At 32.1% G+C, this 20,036-nt stretch carries 4 protein-coding genes; all 4 read right to left on the bottom strand.

Going from position 1 to position 20,036, the window contains the following annotated elements; all coding sequences use genetic code 11:
• Window positions 1-40: 40 nt before the first annotated feature.
• A complete protein-coding gene (locus QZN45_RS01530; RefSeq protein ID WP_296810662.1) occupies window positions 41-1,639 on the bottom strand; it encodes an AarF/ABC1/UbiB kinase family protein in 1,599 nt (532 codons plus the stop codon).
• Between the two features lie 324 nt (window positions 1,640-1,963).
• On the bottom strand, window positions 1,964-7,420 hold the full coding sequence (locus QZN45_RS01525; protein WP_296810657.1) for a C1 family peptidase: 5,457 nt from the start codon (window positions 7,418-7,420) through the stop codon (window positions 1,964-1,966).
• 438 nt (window positions 7,421-7,858) lie between these two features.
• Entirely contained in the window at window positions 7,859-14,353 is a 6,495-nt protein-coding gene (locus QZN45_RS01520) for an Ig-like domain-containing protein (RefSeq protein ID WP_296810655.1), read from the bottom strand.
• A gap of 42 nt (window positions 14,354-14,395) precedes the next feature.
• Window positions 14,396-19,936 (bottom strand): right-handed parallel beta-helix repeat-containing protein, encoded by a 5,541-nt coding sequence (locus tag QZN45_RS01515; protein ID WP_296810652.1) that lies wholly within the window; start codon window positions 19,934-19,936, stop codon window positions 14,396-14,398.
• Window positions 19,937-20,036: the final 100 nt, after the last annotated feature.

Here is a 20,036-nt window from a genome sequence, read left to right as displayed (position 1 = left end):
TATTTTCAAGAAAAGTATCTTGAAAATTTAAAAATTGAATCTATTTTAAAACAAATTTCTTAATTCCAATAATGCTTAAGATTATTGCTATCAAATATCCAATTAAAGAAATCAAAGGCATATCGTATACCATCGGTCCAAATGAAACAACTGAAGAACCAATTATAAGTGCTGATACCAATGCAATTATTGAAACCTTATCGGTAATGTCAACTTCTAACCTGAACTGCAATTCGTTTTCTTCGATTTTGTGAATGGTTCTTGTAAGAAGCTTTGGCAAACCTCTAATCATGTGTTCATATAAGATTAGATTGTTTTTTTTGCTTTTAAGATATTTTTTAGGGTTAAGCCTTTCTCTTGCTATTTGTTTTGCAACCGGTTTGATTAATGCGAAAACATCGATTTCAGGATCCAAGTTTTGTGCAGCAGCTTCAATCATTGATAGGCCTCTTGCCATGGTAACCACTTCATTAGGAAGAATCACACCATAATCCTGCATAAGGCTAAGCAATTCTTCTAAAACTCCATTGAACCTATTGAGTTCAACACCGAAATATCTCCCAAACAAGTCAGTCAAGTCCCTTTTAAGAACTCTTGTGTCAACATCATAATCCAATATGTCCATGTACATCAATTGATTTATCAAACCATCAATGTCCTGGTCAACAAATAAAATCATAACTTCAGAAAGGTTTCTTTTAAAATCTTCATCAAAGATACCCATCATTCCCAAATCAAGATAACATATTACATTATTCTCTAAAATCATGATATTACCCGGGTGAGGGTCTCCATGGAAAAATCCGTCAATAAATAATTGCTGAAGATATGAATCAAGAAGATTTTTTGCTAAAAGTTTCTTATCAAATTCTTCGCTATCGCTTTCATAAACATCAGATAATTTAGTTCCATCAATGAATTCCATTGTCAAAACTTTTGATGAACAATATTTTGGATAAGATTCGGGAATGTGAATATTGGGATTATCTGTAAAATTTAATTCAATGCGTTGCATATTCATGAATTCATTGTTATAATCTATTTCCTTGTGAATTGTACGGTCAAATTCATCCATGATTCCAGGCAGGTTTAACTTTTTAAGATCTGAATTCCATTTGTCTGCACGGTTGGCAATGAATTTCATAATTTTTAAATCAAGGTCGATTTTATCGGTAATTCCTTCTTTTTGGACTTTAATTGCAACCCTTTCACCGGTGATTAATTTTGCTTCATGAACCTGACCGATTGATGCAGTCGCCAATTCCTCATGAGAAAAGCTTTCAAACAATTCATCAATATTACCGTTAAGTTCTCTTTCAACTATTGACTTAACTTCCTCATAGCTTATTGCCGGATTGTCATCCTGCAAGTTTGCAAGTTCATTTGCAATATCATCTCCAACCACATCCGGCCTTGTACTTAAAAGTTGGCCTAATTTGATAAATGTGGTTCCCAGTTCCTGAAGCATCAACCTTAATTTTACAGGAACATCATCTTCCAATAATAGATTATCCTCTGGTTCGTCATTTTTGATTGGTTTAATTTTATTTTTTGCAGATTGGCCTAGAATTTTATCAAAGCCATATTTTTTTAAAGCTGCCCTAATTTCACGCAAACGCTCTTTTGTTTCCTTATCCATAATACCACATATTTATTTCATTAAATAAATTTAAATTATCAAAAAATAATTTAAGCAACATTTAATATTATGAAAATTAATCATAATAAACTTTAAGGAAAATAACTGAAATTTGAGTGTCATTTTACAGATTATGCAAAATTATAATCAAATCAATTAAAAATTAGCAATTTCCGAATTCAAGCACTTGTTCATCAAAACCAGCATACCAATATAAAAATGTCGTATATACCATTCATTGATGTATTCAACAATCCATCGATTTTTAGCTTTTCCAATGCTTTTGAAACATATGCTGCTTCACAAGTACAATATCATCAATGACTATTTTGTAACTTTTACCCAATTTTTAACTGTAAGTTTGCCATAGCTTGTTACGATATTATATTTTCCTACCTTAATGTTTTTATTAATAGTCAATTTTGCGATTCCTTTTGAATTTGTTTTAACTTTATAGGTTTTACCTTTGAACTTAATGGTCGCTATTTTAGATTTTAAAATTTTACCATTGCTGTTTAATAGTTTTACAGTGAATTTGGCTGTTTTTGATTTCTTTTTGGATAAGTTTTTAGTTATTATTGTTGTTTTGATTACAACTTTGTTGGATACTTTAAATCCTTTATATGAAGCAGTTATTGTATATTTATTCGGTTTTTGTGTAAGCTTAAATGTTGCAATTCCATTTTTATTTGTCTTTACATTGTAAGTTTTGCCGCCGACTGTTATTTTAACGTATACACCACTTGCAATATCACCATCATCGTTTAAAACACGTACCTGATAGTTTTTAGACCCCAGATAATATTTTGAAATATCGCTATTGCCACCAAGTCTTGGAACAACATTGATTGTTTTAGTTATGTTTTCACCATTCCAATTGTTTATGATAGTTAATTTGTATTCTCCGACCTTTTCAAGGATGTTAATGTATGCAAATCCATTTTCATCAGTTTTAACATCATATAAAATACCATTTAAAATGAATGTTGCATCGGAAGTATTCAACAACTTAATTGCATATTTGGAATTGTATGTTTTAGTTAATGAGTCATTTTCAATGATTGTTGTTTTAATGTGTATTGTTGAATTTGCAGTTGAGCCGAAGCAATTTTTATTACCAGAATAGCTAATGGCCACTGCATAATCTCCACAGGACAAATTGAAAGTGATTGAGGCTTGTCCATTTGAATCTGTGAGTATTTTATATACATTACCTGCAATCTCAACTTCAATCCATTGATTAGCAACTGCATTTCCATCAATATCCTTTAAAGTTACACAATATCGATTGTTTTTCTGATACAACAATGTCAATTCGCTTGAAATAATCTGAGTTCCAGTTACATCAATGTTGAATTGTGATGAAACATCATCCAACACATAACTGTCATCCAACAACACGTCAACATAATAGGCACCATTTTTCAAATCAAATAAATTTAAAATTGCATTACCGCTTCTGACATCAACAAGATAAATTTCATTGTTAATCATGACTTTTGCAGTGGCATTTATAGGTTTTGAAAATTCAAATGTAAAATTTGCATTATTCTGGTATTCGCTAACCTCAACATTACCGCTGAGTTTGCATTTAACATAGATATTAAATGAAGTGGAATTTTTAAAATAGTTATTGTCGCCTTTGAAATCAACATATAACAAATAATTTCCACTTTTAAGGGAAATTGGAACTTGAATTAAACCGTTTTCATCACTTGTGAAATCAAATGTTTCATCCAAAGTAATTGTTACTGTCTTATTTGAAAGAGGATTTCCTTTCTCATCAACCACAGCAATATTATATAATACATCATCCTCATCAGTTGTGGTCAAATCAGATGCACTAAAACTTACATTTCTAACATCAACTGCAAATGACTCCACAATATTTTCAAATACATAATCATCATTGGCATTTTCTAAAGACACGTTGATATCATATATTCCGTTTGAAAGATTATGCAAATAGATTATCTCACCGAATCGAGTAATGTCATTGACCTTTACTACAACAGTATCATTAACTGCTTTTGATAAATAAACTTTTAAAACAGCAGAATTCTGATAAACATCATATTCAAGACTTAAAACAACTCTTGATTTAATTTTAACTCTTGAAGTTAAAGCAGAATCAAAATAATTATCATTACCATTGAACTGTATGCTCAATTCATGCTCACCAGCAGTTAAATTCAAATTGACATAAACAAAACCGTCATCACCAGTATAATTGGAATAAACATTATCACCTAAAGTGAATATCAATAGCTCATTGGACAATGGATTTGAATTACTGTCCATCAAGCAAGCACTGATGACTGTTATTTCATCATCCACACCAGTAACATTGCTTAAAATAATCCTGGTTCCAGTTACATCAATGTTGAATTGTGATGAAACATCATCCAACACATAACTGTCATTCAGCAATACATCAACATAATAGGCACCATTTTTCAAATCAAATAAATTTAAAATTGCACTGCCATTTCTAACATCAACAAAATAATCTTCAGTATTGATTATTAGCTTTGCAGTGGCATTTATAGGTTTTGAAAATTCAAATGTGAAATTTGCATTATTCTGGTATTTTCTGACTTCAACATTGCCGTCGAGCTTGCATTTCACAAATATATTGAATGAAGTAGAATTTTTAAAATGATCATTATCACCTTTGAAATCAACATATAACAAATAATTTCCACTTTTAAGAGAAATTGGAATCTGAATTAAACCATTTTCATCGCTTGTTAAATTAAATGTTTCGTTTAAAGTGATTGATATTGTCTTATTTGAAAGAGTATTTCCTTTCTCATCAACCACAGTAATATTATATAATACATCATCCTCATCAGTTGTAGTTAAATCAGATGAAATGAACCTTACAGTTCTAATGTCTACAACAAATGAGTCAATTAAATCAACCTGCCAACAGGATTCTTCATCCAAAATACTGACACTGACATTATAAACTCCATTAGATAAATCATTTAGTTTTAATGAGTCATTCAAGCATATTTCATAGACATCATCATTTATTTTGACTGTTAAAGTCACATTTGCATCAATTAAACTTTTAAAGTCAATTGAAACATTATTTAATTCGCGTGAAACATTTAAAACTAGTGGAAGATTTGATTTTGGAACCTTGAATGATACACTATCATTTGATGATATATAACCGGTTGCATCAAATAAAGCTGAAATAACAATATTTATTTGGTTTAAGAAAGTGCTAAGACTAGCAATTCCATTTTTAACAGGCAAATTATAAACATTTCCATTTATATTTAAGGCAACAGTACCTGATTTTAATGGGTTTGAGTATTGATCTAAAACTTCTACGGTAACATTAATGTTTTTTGCTTCATCAATTGTATATGAAATAGTTGAAGTGGTATTTATTGGGTTTAAAATAGTAAATGCTTTAATGCATGCAACTTGAGATTCATACCAGTGAGTTGAGTATTTAAATGAAAAATCATATAAATCAAACCATTTAACACCATCATAACTGACAAAGGAAACATTTGGAGAATAAGCCAAATTATTTAAGGAATATATTTCTGAAATCGGGAAACTTGCCTCCCCACCAACACTTATCTGGAACATCACTTCAAAAAGGTCCCCCGTTTTTAATGGAACCAAATTATCAAGATTTATTGTATAATAACCTGGATTGGACACACCAGACTGAATGTGTTGCAATATGCTGTTTACATAAATTGAAACTGTCCAGTTAGTTACCTTTTCAAAGTATGTTGAAACTGAAGCCAAATATTCGTCATCAGTTGCTCTGAATGCATTTTCATACCAAACGGTACTGTATGAGTTAAGAAAATAATCTGTCATTCCTGCAATGTCATATTGGTAATTTTTATCAAGACGAATTGTATCGTTCAATACGATAGCAAATGAAACATCCCCAAGTCCAGGCTGTGCAAGTCTAGTATCATAATATGACACATAAAAATATCCATTATTTCCCCAACCAGATCCCCAGCTGTTTTTAACAATCCATGCCCCATCACCCCCAGGCGTATGAGCAAAATTGTTTTTTGAAAAGTTGTCATCCCATCCGACGATTGTTACTGCATGATTTGGACTGTCAGAAGTCATATAATAGTAATAGGCATTCTTAGAGTTGAGATATCCTCCCATATACATGGTTGTTCCAACGGCACCATACTGCATTATCGCACGTTTAATGGCATCATTATCCGTATAGTTAGCCCTATATAAAAATATGATATTTTGAACATGCCCAATACTGTTTAAGATGCCTGACAAATGAGAATTATCATCAAACAAGTCATCGCTTTCCAAAACAGGACCCAACCAACTTGTAAGATATCCCCATCCCATCTTGTCATATCCCCCATCATTGGTGTTCATATTCCAGCCATAATCGGAGTACAACGCCATCAGATTTTTCATGTTCTCTTCGGACAAATCCAGAGCGTCACCGGATGCCTTTAAAATACATGATTCCATAACAGCAATCGGAGCGAATGCCCAACAGTTTCCACTGGTTTGCTGGTCCTTTACAGGAGTGACTAATTTTTCATCAATCAAACTGTAATAACTTGGCAATACATCAATTTGAGTGGAGTTAACCTTATACATAGTATAATTACCGCTTCCAATAGTCAAATCAAGTGAATCAGAAATACGGATATCAGCATCCAAAAGCGCATGGTTATGTGAAAATGAATTTAGACTTTCTGTCAAATTGCACAAGAATATATAGGCAGCCCCTCCCGAAAGTGATGCTCCATTATAGCTAAAAGCATTGTTTATGATTGTACACTTATCGGAATTGTCGATAAATAAAGCCCCACCGTCTCTTGCAGTGTTGTTAGTAAATTCAGAATCATTTAATGAAAATTCACCATAAATATTATAAATAGCCCCACCTGAAAATTGGGCATGGTTGTTGTTGGCTTTAATGTTTGAAAGCACTGAATTGGTTTTGAGAAGACATATTGCTGATCCGAAAGTTGAATTGGAGTTTTCAATTTGAATGTCACTTGCTGAAAGTGATGATGTTTTTAGATAAACTGCACCACCAGCATCCTTTTTTGAAGAGGAATTTGAAAATTTGGAATTGGATATTCTTACATTTGTATTAATACCTGCAATTGCACCTCCAAAGTTAAATGAAGAGCAATTGATAAACTCTGAGTTATCAATAAATAATTTACCTCCATCCTGATAGATTGCACCACCATATTCAGTATAGGCATTTAAAAAAGTACAATTATCGATTGTTACAAAGGCATTGGAACTGCTTGAGTAGATTGCACCCCCATAACAGTTATTATATCTGTTTGAATTATATCCTCTACCATCCTCTAAAATAACATTCTTTAAAATTAAATTTGCACTATTTCTGATTGTCAGTTTTGATAAAGTGAGATTTTCCACATTTAAGTTCTTTGAAACAACAAAAGCAACACCAGAATATATGATAGATGTATTCTGACTATTTGAACCATAAATACTAACATTATTAATGTTTGCAGGTTTATCGAGTAGATACTCCCCATCATTTAAATAAATATTCGAATTGTCCCTTATTCTATCTGATTTCAAATATTTATATGGATTTTCCAAAGATCCGTTTCCATTATCATTTTCACAGGAAGCATCAAAATAGTAACTATTTTCATTACTGGATACTGCACCGCCATCCAATAATGTCTGATTATCGCTTGCAAATGAAAATGGAATAATCAACAAACATGCAAACAGGATTGCTATTAAATATTTATAGTTCATAAAAATTCACCAGTCTAAATATATTTGTTTTAACTATTTAAAATAAATTATGCTATTATAAATTAGGCGATTATTTAACTTAAAACAAAATTTGAATTTTACTAAAAACAACTAGAATATACAAAATATACGACACCAACATTTATAATACCAAAATAAACAATAGACAAAAGCATTATTAATTTTTAGGCATACTAAAATAACTAAATATTTAAATAAAGCATTTTTAATAATATTAATTGTAACACTCGTGTTACTGAAAAAATTTTTTTAGTTTAAGTCTAGGGAATCATTTTCCCTGACTTCAATGTATATGCTTAACATTTAAAATTTCAAAAAATAACTTAAATGGAAAAAAACAACAAAACTAGTTAATAAAACACCATTGAAACCTTTAAGTTACAATTTTAATTAATCATAGATTGTAAATTTTGAAAGTTATTTTTTAACGATGATTTTGTTTGTTATTTTGGATTTACCATAGCTTGATTTAACTACATACTTCCCCACTTTCAATTTCAATTTCAAAACGGCAATTCCTTTTTTATTTGTTTTAACCTTATATGATTTACCTTTGATTTTAAATGTAATTTTTTTACCATTCAATGGCTTAGCATTTTTATTAACCAACTTGGCTTTAAATTTCGCCACTTTTGATTTTTTGACAACAATATTTTTAGCACTCAAAAGTGATTTCACAGTTATCTTATTGGATACCTTATACCCATTATAGCCAGCAGTTATAGTATATTTTCCAACATTTAATTTTAACTTCAACGAAGCGATTCCTTTTTTATTTGTTTTAACCTTATATGTTTTGCCATTGACATTAAATTTAACTATTTTTCCCGAACCGACTACTTTGCCATCATTTCCAATGATTTTTACAGTATATGATTTAGTTGAGCCATAATACATGACAACATTTTTGTTTTGAACAATAGACGGTAAAACGTTAACTGTATTTTCAACATAGTCCTTAGTTAAAGGATTTATAGCAGTCACAAGATATCTATCAGGTTTCAGATTCATTTTAAGTTTAACTACACCCTGAGAATCTGTTTTTTCAACATATTTTAATCCATTTATTACGATATCCACATTTCTGTTTTTTAACGGTTTTCCAGTCTTATCTACAAATGAAGCGACATAATAAGATCCGTTATTGAAGACTTTAGTTAGGCTATCTGCAACGACAGTCGGAAGAACAGTTAGCTTATATGCTACTGACAAACCGTCGTAAGGGTTTGTAAAAGAGATTATGTGTTCACCAGGTTCCAGATTTAAATTAAAGTAAAAAACATTACCGTTCAATATCGCATGATAATTTTTAGAATCGACATTGATAATGAATGAGACATTATTAATTGGATTTCCCTGACCGTCCAAGAAGGTTACATTAAGGTATGGGCCGTCAGAGTAGTATTTTACACTATCCTGACCAACGACAGTTGAAAGGACTGTAATATTAGTTTTATCGAATGAATTTTGAGAAGCGTCACTTCCATAATAATAACATTCCACATCATAAAATCCTGGCTTTAACTCAATATTCAATGTAATCCAACCTTTTGAATCTGTTGTGCAGTTATAATACACACCATCAAGCAGAACAGATATTGTTTTGCCTGGAAGAGGATTATTATCATTATCCAAAAGTATTGCATGAAATTGAGTTCCATTCCTATAGTATTTAACTAATTTTTGAGCATGCAACAGTGTAGATAAGCCTGATATGAAAACTTTAGCTGATACTTTAGATTCCTTGAATATTTCATTGCCATCGAAGGCAGCCCTAATCAAATATGAATTAGGAGATAATCCTATATTCAGATACGCTCTTCCCATATCATCTGTTTTTGATAGATATTGTTTATTGTTTATCATGAATTTGATGCTGGCATTCTTAATTAATGTTCCATTCATGTCACTCAATACAACATAAAACTTGGAAGAGTCAGACAGCTGAGTTTCACCAACATATAAAATTGTTTTAACCTTATTGTCTTTTGACTCAATTGTAATGGTTTTTGTATTTGAACTTCCCAAATAAAAGTTATTTCCCGGGAAAGATACTTTAACAAGGTATTGTCCACTATCCAAATCTAAATCAAAACTTGCACGACCCGCTTCATCAGTTAATGCAGATTTAAACAATACCATATTACCTTCGAATGTCAATAATTGAAGTGATATTTGTGAAGAAGCAATTCCATTATCCAAGCTATCCTTAAGATTAACGACATAATTTAATGTTTGACTGTCAAAACCTATTGCATCAGAAGATATCAATGTTGAAGGAGTTTTATCAGAATCGACTACTAAAATACGTGATTGAGATGAAGAAGCGATATAATTTGGATTATCAAAAGCATATTTGATTATGTATTCTCCAACATCCAAATCAAGTATCAATTTGGCAATGCCTTCATCATTGGTTGTCAGATTATACTTAATTTTCCCGATGCTTGCATTTATCTGCATATTTTTAATCGGATTATTGTTTACATCCCTTAAAAATATCTCAAAAATTCGAGAATCTTTTTTATTCATTATCAAATCGTTGGCAAATATTGTAGTAGGAGTTTTAAATACGCTTATTTTGTTAAACCCTTCGCCAAATATGTTATAATAACTATTTGAATATTTATAATGGACATCATATTCACCAGGATTTAAATTGATCTGCAACCTTGCAAGACCAAATACGTCAGTATATACAGAATATGCTTTTTGCCATCCTCCTGAAGAAATTGTAACAAGAATTTCCTTGCCATACTGAGTATATGCATTCGGATCGTTGAAATTAATCATGAAAAATTTATCTTCGCCATAATACTGTACCAAATCGCTTGCATTTATCTGAATATTTTGCAGTACAGCATCTTTTGTTATGATTACTGTTGCACCACTTGAAGAATCGGCATACCAGTTGTTTCCACCATATTCCATTGTTGCAAGGTAATTTCCTTCAGCCAAATCAATAATGAATGATGCTTCACCATTTCCATCAGTATTTGCAACATAACTTTTTATTAATTTTCCCTGATACATGTTTAGGACTACAGACTGATTGATTAAACGACGTCCATTCATATCTGTTAAAACAACATTATATAAACCATTTAACGGAATTTTTACATGATAGAATCCGGAAACAATAGTTAAAACTTTTTCCACATTTATTACAGATGAAGCCTGTGAAGGACCATACAACTCATCACCAACAAATCTGACATGGACATCATAAGTTCCGGGAAGATAATTAATCGCCAAACTCGCAACACCATCATCATTTGTCTTTATTGTGAATTTATCAGAGGCATTACCTTGGGAAATCTCCACATAAACATTTTCTCCTCGAATTAGAGTACCATAGCCATCCCTTAAAGTAATATTATAAATATTGCCCTGACCATATAAGGTAACGTTTTCTGCTGTGATGTTTGACCTTACCGGATAGATTGCAATATTCACCATACATGAACTTGGCAGATACCACCCATTACCCAAATACTCACATTTAACGCTATATTGGCCGACATCCAAGTTTAACATCACTTCACCGATACCATAAGAGTCAGTGTTTACGCTGACAGATTTCACATTGCCTTTTGAATCTGTTATGGTGTATGTTAAAGTCAAATTAACCAGTTTTATTCCATTTTCTCCGGTTAAGAATGCTTGAAACTTATTGTTTTTACCATAATATGTGTGATTGTATGCATTAATGTAAGTTATTGAAGGCAAAATCTCTATTTTTGCACTTGCCTCACATTTATCGAAAAATCCGTTTCCTAAAAATTTAACATTAGCAGTGTAAATTCCAATCGGATAATCCACATTGAACTCGGCAAAACCTTTTTCATCAGTCTTTATGGTAAAAGTGGAACTTTTATTGTTTTTATCAATTATTTCGACTACCAGATTTTGATTAGATATCCTGTACCCATTTACATTGATTAAAGTTAGATTAAATTTATTTTGATTGCCTTTAAGAGCAATATCTTCCATCACTATACGAGTGTTTGCATTTCTAACATCAACATCCAAAATTTGATTATCAATTTGAGCATATGCTTTAAAATCGGAGGTATATCTGTCATAATCAAGATTTGCATAAGCAGAACCGTTTATCAACAAAGCAATCTCAGGAGAAATGCTACCGCCTTCAACTGAGAATCTGACCAAACGCTCAGGCATGTTGTGGTTTAAAAGATATGTGCTTGAATTAGCCCTAATGTGGTTTAAGCTAGCCCTGATTTCACTGCTTGAAACATATTCCAATGTCATTATCACCCAATCATTCAATGTCAATGTGCCCAGAAACTTGAATATTCTATCTGACCCGGGTTTTTGATTATCTCCCCACCAGTTGCTTGAGTAATCAACATCCCCATCGTATGAATAAATATCATCACCTTCATATTCCGCAGTATTATTAAAAAATACGGAATAGTGAATCTCTTTTGTATCTGAAACTGCACCACCGAATGCAGCCTTGTTTTTAATGAATACTGAATTCAATATCAAATCTGCACTGGCTATTCCCTCACCAATATAAGCTCCGGAACCTTCACGATACAAATTGACATTTCCCATGAATAATGAATTATTAATCAATGACGCTTTAACAAATATTCCTCCCCCTGATGATTTTCCGGAGTTATTAATGAATCTGGAATTATTTACGCTATCGGCAATGAGAATTGAACCTTCATTATCTATAAAAGAACAGTTATTGACAAATCCATGAAAAGAATCATGAATTTCCCATATCTGCAATCCTATACCATTGCTTGAATAGTAGTTGTTCATTTCTCTAAATACGTTGCCTACAAATGTTGAATTTTCAATATAAGCGTAAACGTCATAGCTTACACCATCAGATATTGTAGCGCCCAGAAGGGGACTTGATGAATATGTCATTGGACGCAAATTAACAATTCCCATAACATTATTCCTAAACAATGAATTGTAAATTTCAATGGATTTTGTAACTGGGAACAGACAGTTATAGCTTTCAACACCACTTCTATGGTAAAATGCAGAGAATTTTTCAAAAATTGAATTGTTTACTGTTAAAACTGGATTGCCTGATACGGCTGAGCCGATAATATCACTGAAGATTGAATCGACAATATTGACTTTAGCAAAGCCAGATGCATATATCACCTCAGGAACAGAGATTGAAGTGAAGGAGCAGTTTATGACATCTAACTTGCCTCCACTAACAACAATTAGAACATCTGAGTATGCCCTGTCCACAACTGTAAATTTGATGTTTTTGATGCATAGACTTCCCCATGACTTAACATCAAATATATTATATGAGTTTGCCCTTTGCAGAACTACATTATCCCCCAAACCAACAACAGTCAAGTTTTTTTCAATGCTTAAACCGCAATTCGCAATATTTTTATGCAATCCTGGAAGCATACAAATTGTATTTCCATTGCCGGCTTTAGAAAATGCATAAGCCAATGTTAAGAATGGTTTTTCATAGCTTCCATCTTCAGGTCCGTCGTGACCGTCAGGAGATACGAAATAGGTATATTGGGACAATCCTTTTCCAATTGTGAGTGTTAACCTTTGTGAATCAATAATGGCAAAGACGTTTGAATCTAAAGTATTGTCAACAAGATAATTGTTAACTGATCCATTGATTTTAAGTGAAGAATACATGAATTTACCATTTTGTGACTCAAAACTAACGGTTCTTTGTGGAATATACTCGTTGACACCGAATTCATAGACATTGTTGCCATCACACCATTTATTTAAGGATACTATGAATTCCTGTGAAGGGTTGATTGGAATTTCATCTGCAGGATATTCAAAACTTGCAATAGCCCACAAGGAAGTATTGTAATTTTTAAAGTATGAAATTGCCGGACCTCTATTTGATCCCCACCAGTTATATGGCGCGTATAAACTTCCAAGCAGTCCGCCACCGGAAATGCTTCCCAAAATTGCAGAATAAGTAATGTTTAAATTTGAAGCACCTGATGAAATATCTACATCAAATATTGAGTGTATTGCAGTAAAATTTGAATTGAATACTGGTAAAATTGAAATATCCTTGGCAAAACTACTTTCAGATATTGTGACATTAGCATTATTGAACCTATTCCTGCCGCTGAATTTGGAATTAAATATATTAACAACTGCACCATCCACATCCAAATCAGATATTGTGGAATTGACAATTGAGATTTTAGCCTGTTTGAAGGAATCTTCATCAAATTGATTGTTGGAATTTATCAGAGTTACCTGTGAAGATACTATTTTTAAAATATTAAAGTTGTAAACACCGTTTTCAACACCAGATGACTTATACGGATTATCCAATACCTTAGAGTTTATTATGGTACAATTTCCAATATTTGTAATTAGTTGAGCCATATTTTTTGAAGTTGAATCAGACATTTTTGAATTTTGTATACATAATTCACCTTCATTGTAAATAGCGCCCATTACAGTATTCATTTTAATAAATGAAGAGTTTATAATTGTCAAATTACCCTTATTGTTTATAGCACCCAACTGGATATAGTCTTTGGCATATGCATTTGCAAACTTAATGTTATTTAGGATAAGCCTGCATCCCGAATTGATTTTAAAAAATGCATTTTTATTTTCACCATCAATTGTTACGCCCCCATCAAATGATTCTATTGTTAAATCCTTATCTATAACAATTCCAGTGTTTGATGAACCTTTATATATACCCTTTTTTAAAATGACATGAGAATTGTTGCCGGCGTTATCTACTGCAACAGATATTGAAGAAAATGGTGACATTTCACTTCCATTTCCATTTTCATCAACCGTTGAATCAACATAAAGCATTTGATTATCCTGTTGCATATCCACAGTAGAATTATCGACAGCACTAACGCATGCCAAAGTAGATATTACAACAAAAATCATTAAAAATGAAAAAATAAATTTCTTATTAATTAAAAACACCACCTAATATTCTTCCTCTTTTTCATTGCGCTTATAGCCTACAATCAATAAAAATAATGTTATAAATGTTATTATTAAGAATTTAATCATTGAATTTTCATCTTTCACTACTTCTTCTAGTTCTTTGACTTCATATGATTTGGACACACTTTCAGCACCAGTTGATGAACTTCCACCTTCGCCTTGAGAACCACTTTGAGCAGAAGAAGCTGAAGCTGCTGAATTAGCAGTCATTCCAATTGATGCAAAGTTTGGATTATATGTGGAACTGTTGGATTTGCTTAAACTGTCAGTGTTCACATTACCGTTGGCATTGGAGTTATGTTGAGAGTTTGAATTGGCATTTGCCACCCCATTAATATTCTGACCTGAATATCCTCTTCCGCCAAGTGAGGAAAACAATCCATTATGATTATTCCCGATTCCATTATATCCAGGGTTAAATCCGTCGCCATCACCATTATAAGAAGGCCAATTTCCCCTTCCACCAATTGTTGTTCCTGTTGATGCACTTGAACCTGTATTTGATGAACCAGTGTGCTTTGCATCATCTTTAGGGTCTGGGTTAATTATAGGATTGGTATTCTTGCCATCATCATCTTTGGATGAATCGTCTCCATTGGATACTGGTGTATCCCATCTGATCCATTGCCCATACCATGGCCTGAACTGGTTATTGCTTACTGACCATACTGAATCGTCAGGTCCTGCAAATCCGCTTGGGGTTCTTCCCCAATAGTTGTATCTCATGTCAAATGCATTGCTGCTAGTACTTGTGTAGACTGTACTTGAAGCTGGAGCAAAATTGTCCACAATATTTGAATCACGGATAGAGACATTTCCAGAACCGAAACTAAATGCCCCACCTTTTGTCAATGCCCTATTTCCAGATATTGTTGAATTGTAAATGTTGAAATTATTCTGAATATGTCCATAATATACGGAGGAGTCGTATTCTATCGCTCCACCATAACTAGCTGAATTGTTTGAAATGATTGACCTCATTATTAAGAAATTATCGGAAATATCCAATGCTCCTCCGCTAATACCTGCAGTATTATCTGTGAATATTGAATCTAGAATTTTACCATCTTTTGCTCTTGCCTGCATTGCACCACCATTTTGAATGGCCTGATTGAAGTAGAATTCACTACCCAAGACATACAATTTATTATAATTTCCCAATATTGCGCCACCATGATATCCTGTGGAGAACTGGAAATAATTCAAATTGTTTGAGCCATTTGAGTATCTAGTGTCATTGGCTCTATTGTTGAAAAATGTAGAATTCCTTAATTCAAGACTTGGTGAGGATTTACCATCATAAGATGCAATAGCTCCACCAGTTCTTGCAGAATTTGAAATGAATTCTGAATTTTCAATTAAAATATCATTATTTGCATAAATTACCCCACCTACGCCTGTAGCCAATTCACATGCTGATCCACGTTGGTGGTGATTTCCTTCATCAATGCTCCAACTTGTTGTGTATAATCTTATTGCACAGTAGTCAATGCTTGTTAATGCAACATTATTGTTGAATATGGAATCTTTAATATTCATTGGAGATGTAGTGTTTGAAAATATCACCCCTCCATGAACTCCAGTGTTACTGTCAAATAAACTGGATTCTATAGATGTTTTTCCGAAATCGGCTATGACTCCACCCCAATGACCTAAATTATTTGAAAATACTGTAGAGTTAATGACTAGTTCTCCCCTGTTTAAAATAACTCCCCCCATACCTGTTCTTCTGCAGTCAACTGTGTATGCTGTTTTTAAACCTCCATCATCATAGATTACATCCCTATCGAAAACAGGGTTTGAATTGTCAAAATATGAACTGGAATTGAAAATGCATGAGTTGTTGACAAGCAATTTACCATTGTTGATAAATACGGAACCTCCTTCAACATTGTGAGCATTCCTAATAATGAATCCGGATATTGTAAATGATGAATGCTCGGATATGTTAAATAGCTGATTGTTTCCACAATCTATTGCTGATTTACCACCCAAACTAATGAGAGTTAAGTTTTTATTGATAAAAATATTTGATTCATTGTAATTTCCATATGAAACATAAATTATTGAGTGGTTTAGAGCATTCTCAATAGCTTTAGAAATTGTCTGATAAGGATTTGATTCACTACCGTCACCAGCCACATCACTTCCATTAGCTGAAACGAAAACATCCCTAGGAGTATTTAAATCAACCATATCAAATTCTGCATTAACAGCCTCATCGGCATATCTTAAACCATTTGCACTAATCAGATAATTTTTAACAACTTTGTTGTCGAGATTCTTATCACTCATAATCTCAACAGCATATTCCCGAGGGTTTTCAGAGTGTGAAATAATGCGATTTTGAGATATTTCATTGTTTGAAGAGTTTATCAATAAAACCCCGGCCTGTTCTATCCCATCCCCACTAACATAAACATTATTATCCATAAACTGAGCGGAATTAGAATTCAAAGCCATATAGGCATAAGAAGAATCGCCAAATGCTGTTATTACATTATCTCTAATATCATCACAGGAAGAATTATTGGAACAAATAACAACCAGTGAATTTGAACTTGCATTGATGATATTATCTTTAATTAATGTATTTTGAGCATTTAAAATAGAAATGACTTTTAAATTACTGGAAGTTATGTTGAAAGTGTTATTTAAAATTTGAATTGATTTTGCATTGTTTATGATAATTTTGGATTCCTCTGAAACATCATTGTTTTTAAATATACTCTTTTCAGCAGCACAAAATGTTAATGTGGAGTTTGAAAAAGTATTTTTAAATATTTGAATATTTGAAGCATTGATTGAGGTAATGCTAGCATTTACAAAATTAATTCCATATATTTTTGAATTTGAAGCATTATCACCAAATATTATGGAAGCCGATACTGAAACATCATCAAATGAAGAAATTTCAATAGCAGAGTTGATTTTAAGAATCTGATTATTTGTCAAATTTAAAATCAATGTAGCTTTTTCACCAACCAAATCGCTTTTTAAGTTTCCATTTTTATCAAAATAGACACCATAATTATCGTCATCAATGATGAATGAGTTGGATTTGACATTTTCAGTGAATAAGATTGGATTTGAAGTGTTTGTGTGAATTAAATTATTAAATACGGTCAAATTATTGCAATTTGAACCAGATATTGAATTTCCACCACATCCAAAAGTTGAAATATTATTTCCATTAAATGAAACATCTGCTAAATTAACTGCATAGATTCCATAAGCTTCACTTGCTTGTGCATATAACTTATTATCATGTATTGTTGAATTATTAACGTTGGATAATTTGATTAAATATGCGTTTTTATCCGCATGAATTATTATTTCATTGCCGGACAGTTCAACACCATCCAATGAGTTAGATAAATCAAATCCTAATGAAGTTCCGTTGGATATAATATTAATATTGTTTGATTTCAATTTAGAATCACTCAAATAATCTGCAGAAATTGCAGTACAGTCAGATGATGAAATCATAATTATGGTATTGTTAGCAAATAAAAATCCATGATAGACATTATTATCATTTGCTTTAATTGCATAAACATTGCTGCGTTTGGAGTTAATGAATATATTGTTATTTGAGAAAATTGAATTTTCACAAATATTTTTAATCAAGATAACTGAATCGTCCGAACTTCCCTTTTTGAATTCAGCATTAATGTTATTTTTAGTAATGCTGACATCCTTTACGTTATCAAGTACAATAGCTTTACGGTTATTGTTTATAAAATTAAAATCACGAATGAGTGATCCGCTTGAGTTATTTTTAAATGTTATTGTGACGTTAAATAGCAAATTACTTAATTTATTACTTATCACATTAATTTTTTCATTTAGAACTATATTCTTATTTGTCAGGAATGTTAATATTAGTACTTTAGTTTTGCCTTCCGGAAACTCATACATCAGATTTCCATCCTTATCAAAGAAATCATAATAGTTGGTATCGTTAATAATTACTGCAGTGGATTTCAGTATGACACCATTCACCATATTGTCCTCTTCACGAGTAGACAGTTCATCAGTAATATCCTTGTAAATACCGACACTGCTATTTGTCTCTATAACATTGTCAACAATGACCGTATTGTATACCAATCCCGCAATGTAAACACCATAGCTGTCGCTTGTAATGGTGTTTCGTGAAATCGTATTATTATAATATCTAATGCCGTTTCCTTTTGCAGGTATTGAAACTCCCCTTGCATTGGTAGTTATTATATTATTGTCAACCTTATTGTTACTGCCCAAAATAGATATGCCATCATCATTGTTTGTCTTGATTCTGTTGTCATGAACGTTTGCCCCATCTTCACTGATGGATATTCCTATTCCATAGTTCCTGACATTTATTATATTGTCATGTGCATCGACATTGCCTGTTATACTCATGGCAGATACGACATCAACAAATGTAACATTGTTGTCATAGACCTTGGAAGTTGAATTATCATTGTTTGCTACCTGAATTCCCGCTTTTTGATTGCTGCCGCTTACAGTGTTGTTATATACCTTGAAATTTTTTCCAGCAACATTTATGCCTGTAGCACTATTATCCACAACATTTCCATAAACGGATACATTGTCACCATTTAAATTAATACCAAATGACCCTTTGAAAATAGTATTGTTGGCAACAACAGTTCCATCATGATTTGCATAAGTCATCTGCAAAATGATGGACATTGGAAGTGTGCAGAATCCTTTAAGATAATTGTAAGAAATTATATTGCCAAGACATAATGGAGAACCTGAATAATCTGCATGATTGAACGGATTGAAGTAAATTAAATTAGTAACGGATAGGTCAGAATAGGACAATACCTCAAGACTGTTATGAGATATTAAATTATAATGACATTGGCCCATAATAATGTTTGATGAAATATAAGTTTTCATATCATTGTAAATGATTCTGTTATTGCTGGACCAGCCCATAGGCATGGCATAAACTCCTCCAGTATTGGCAATTCTGATTGTATTATATGAAATTAGATTATAATTGGAATTAGTTAACCAGATACCATGCAATTGACCGACGGTTGCACCTCTAAATGTCAATGTGCCCTTTGTATTGTTAATTGTAAGATTTGTTATGGTTGAACCGTCACTACCCTTGATTAAATGAATATAACCATTTGTAATCTTGTCGTTTGAAGTGATTGGCATTACAGTGAGTGGACGGTCTATGACAAATGCCCTGTTGGATATATTTCCTATTTTTATTGTGTCACCACTTGTAATTCCACTGTTCGGCAAAATTGTACCGTCTCTTGGATTGAAATAATTTTCATAAGTAATTTGAGTAATTTCAAATGTGTTTCCGCCTTCTGAAGTTAAATTATTGGCATCAGAATTACTCTCCACGACACCATCATCTGAAATTTTAATTTTTTGAGGTTCAATATTCTCATTTATGGAAAATACATTACTGTCACCATCAGTTTCATTGAAAGCTGATACTGCATTTAAAGTTAAGCCAATAACACAAATAATTAACAGCAATGCCAGAATATTTCTATTTTTAATATTTCCACCTCAAAATTAAATCAAATTATTTTGAAAATAATTCAAAGTTTATTATGTTATAATTTTTTTACAACAA

This window comes from uncultured Methanobrevibacter sp. (assembly GCF_900314695.1).
Classification (GTDB): Archaea; Methanobacteriota; Methanobacteria; order Methanobacteriales; family Methanobacteriaceae; genus Methanocatella.
This window is presented reverse-complemented; position numbering and strand designations above follow the sequence as displayed.

Bases quoted from the DNA above. Each gene is read 5' to 3' on its own strand.
- QZN45_RS01530 (WP_296810662.1), bottom strand. From the start codon at position 1,639: ATGGATAAGGAAACAAAAGAGCGTTTGCGTGAAATTAGGGCAGCTTTA.
- QZN45_RS01520 (WP_296810655.1), bottom strand. From the start codon at position 14,353: ATGATTTTTGTTGTAATATCTACTTTGGCATGCGTTAGTGCTGTCGAT.
- QZN45_RS01525 (WP_296810657.1), bottom strand. From the start codon at position 7,420: ATGAACTATAAATATTTAATAGCAATCCTGTTTGCATGTTTGTTGATT.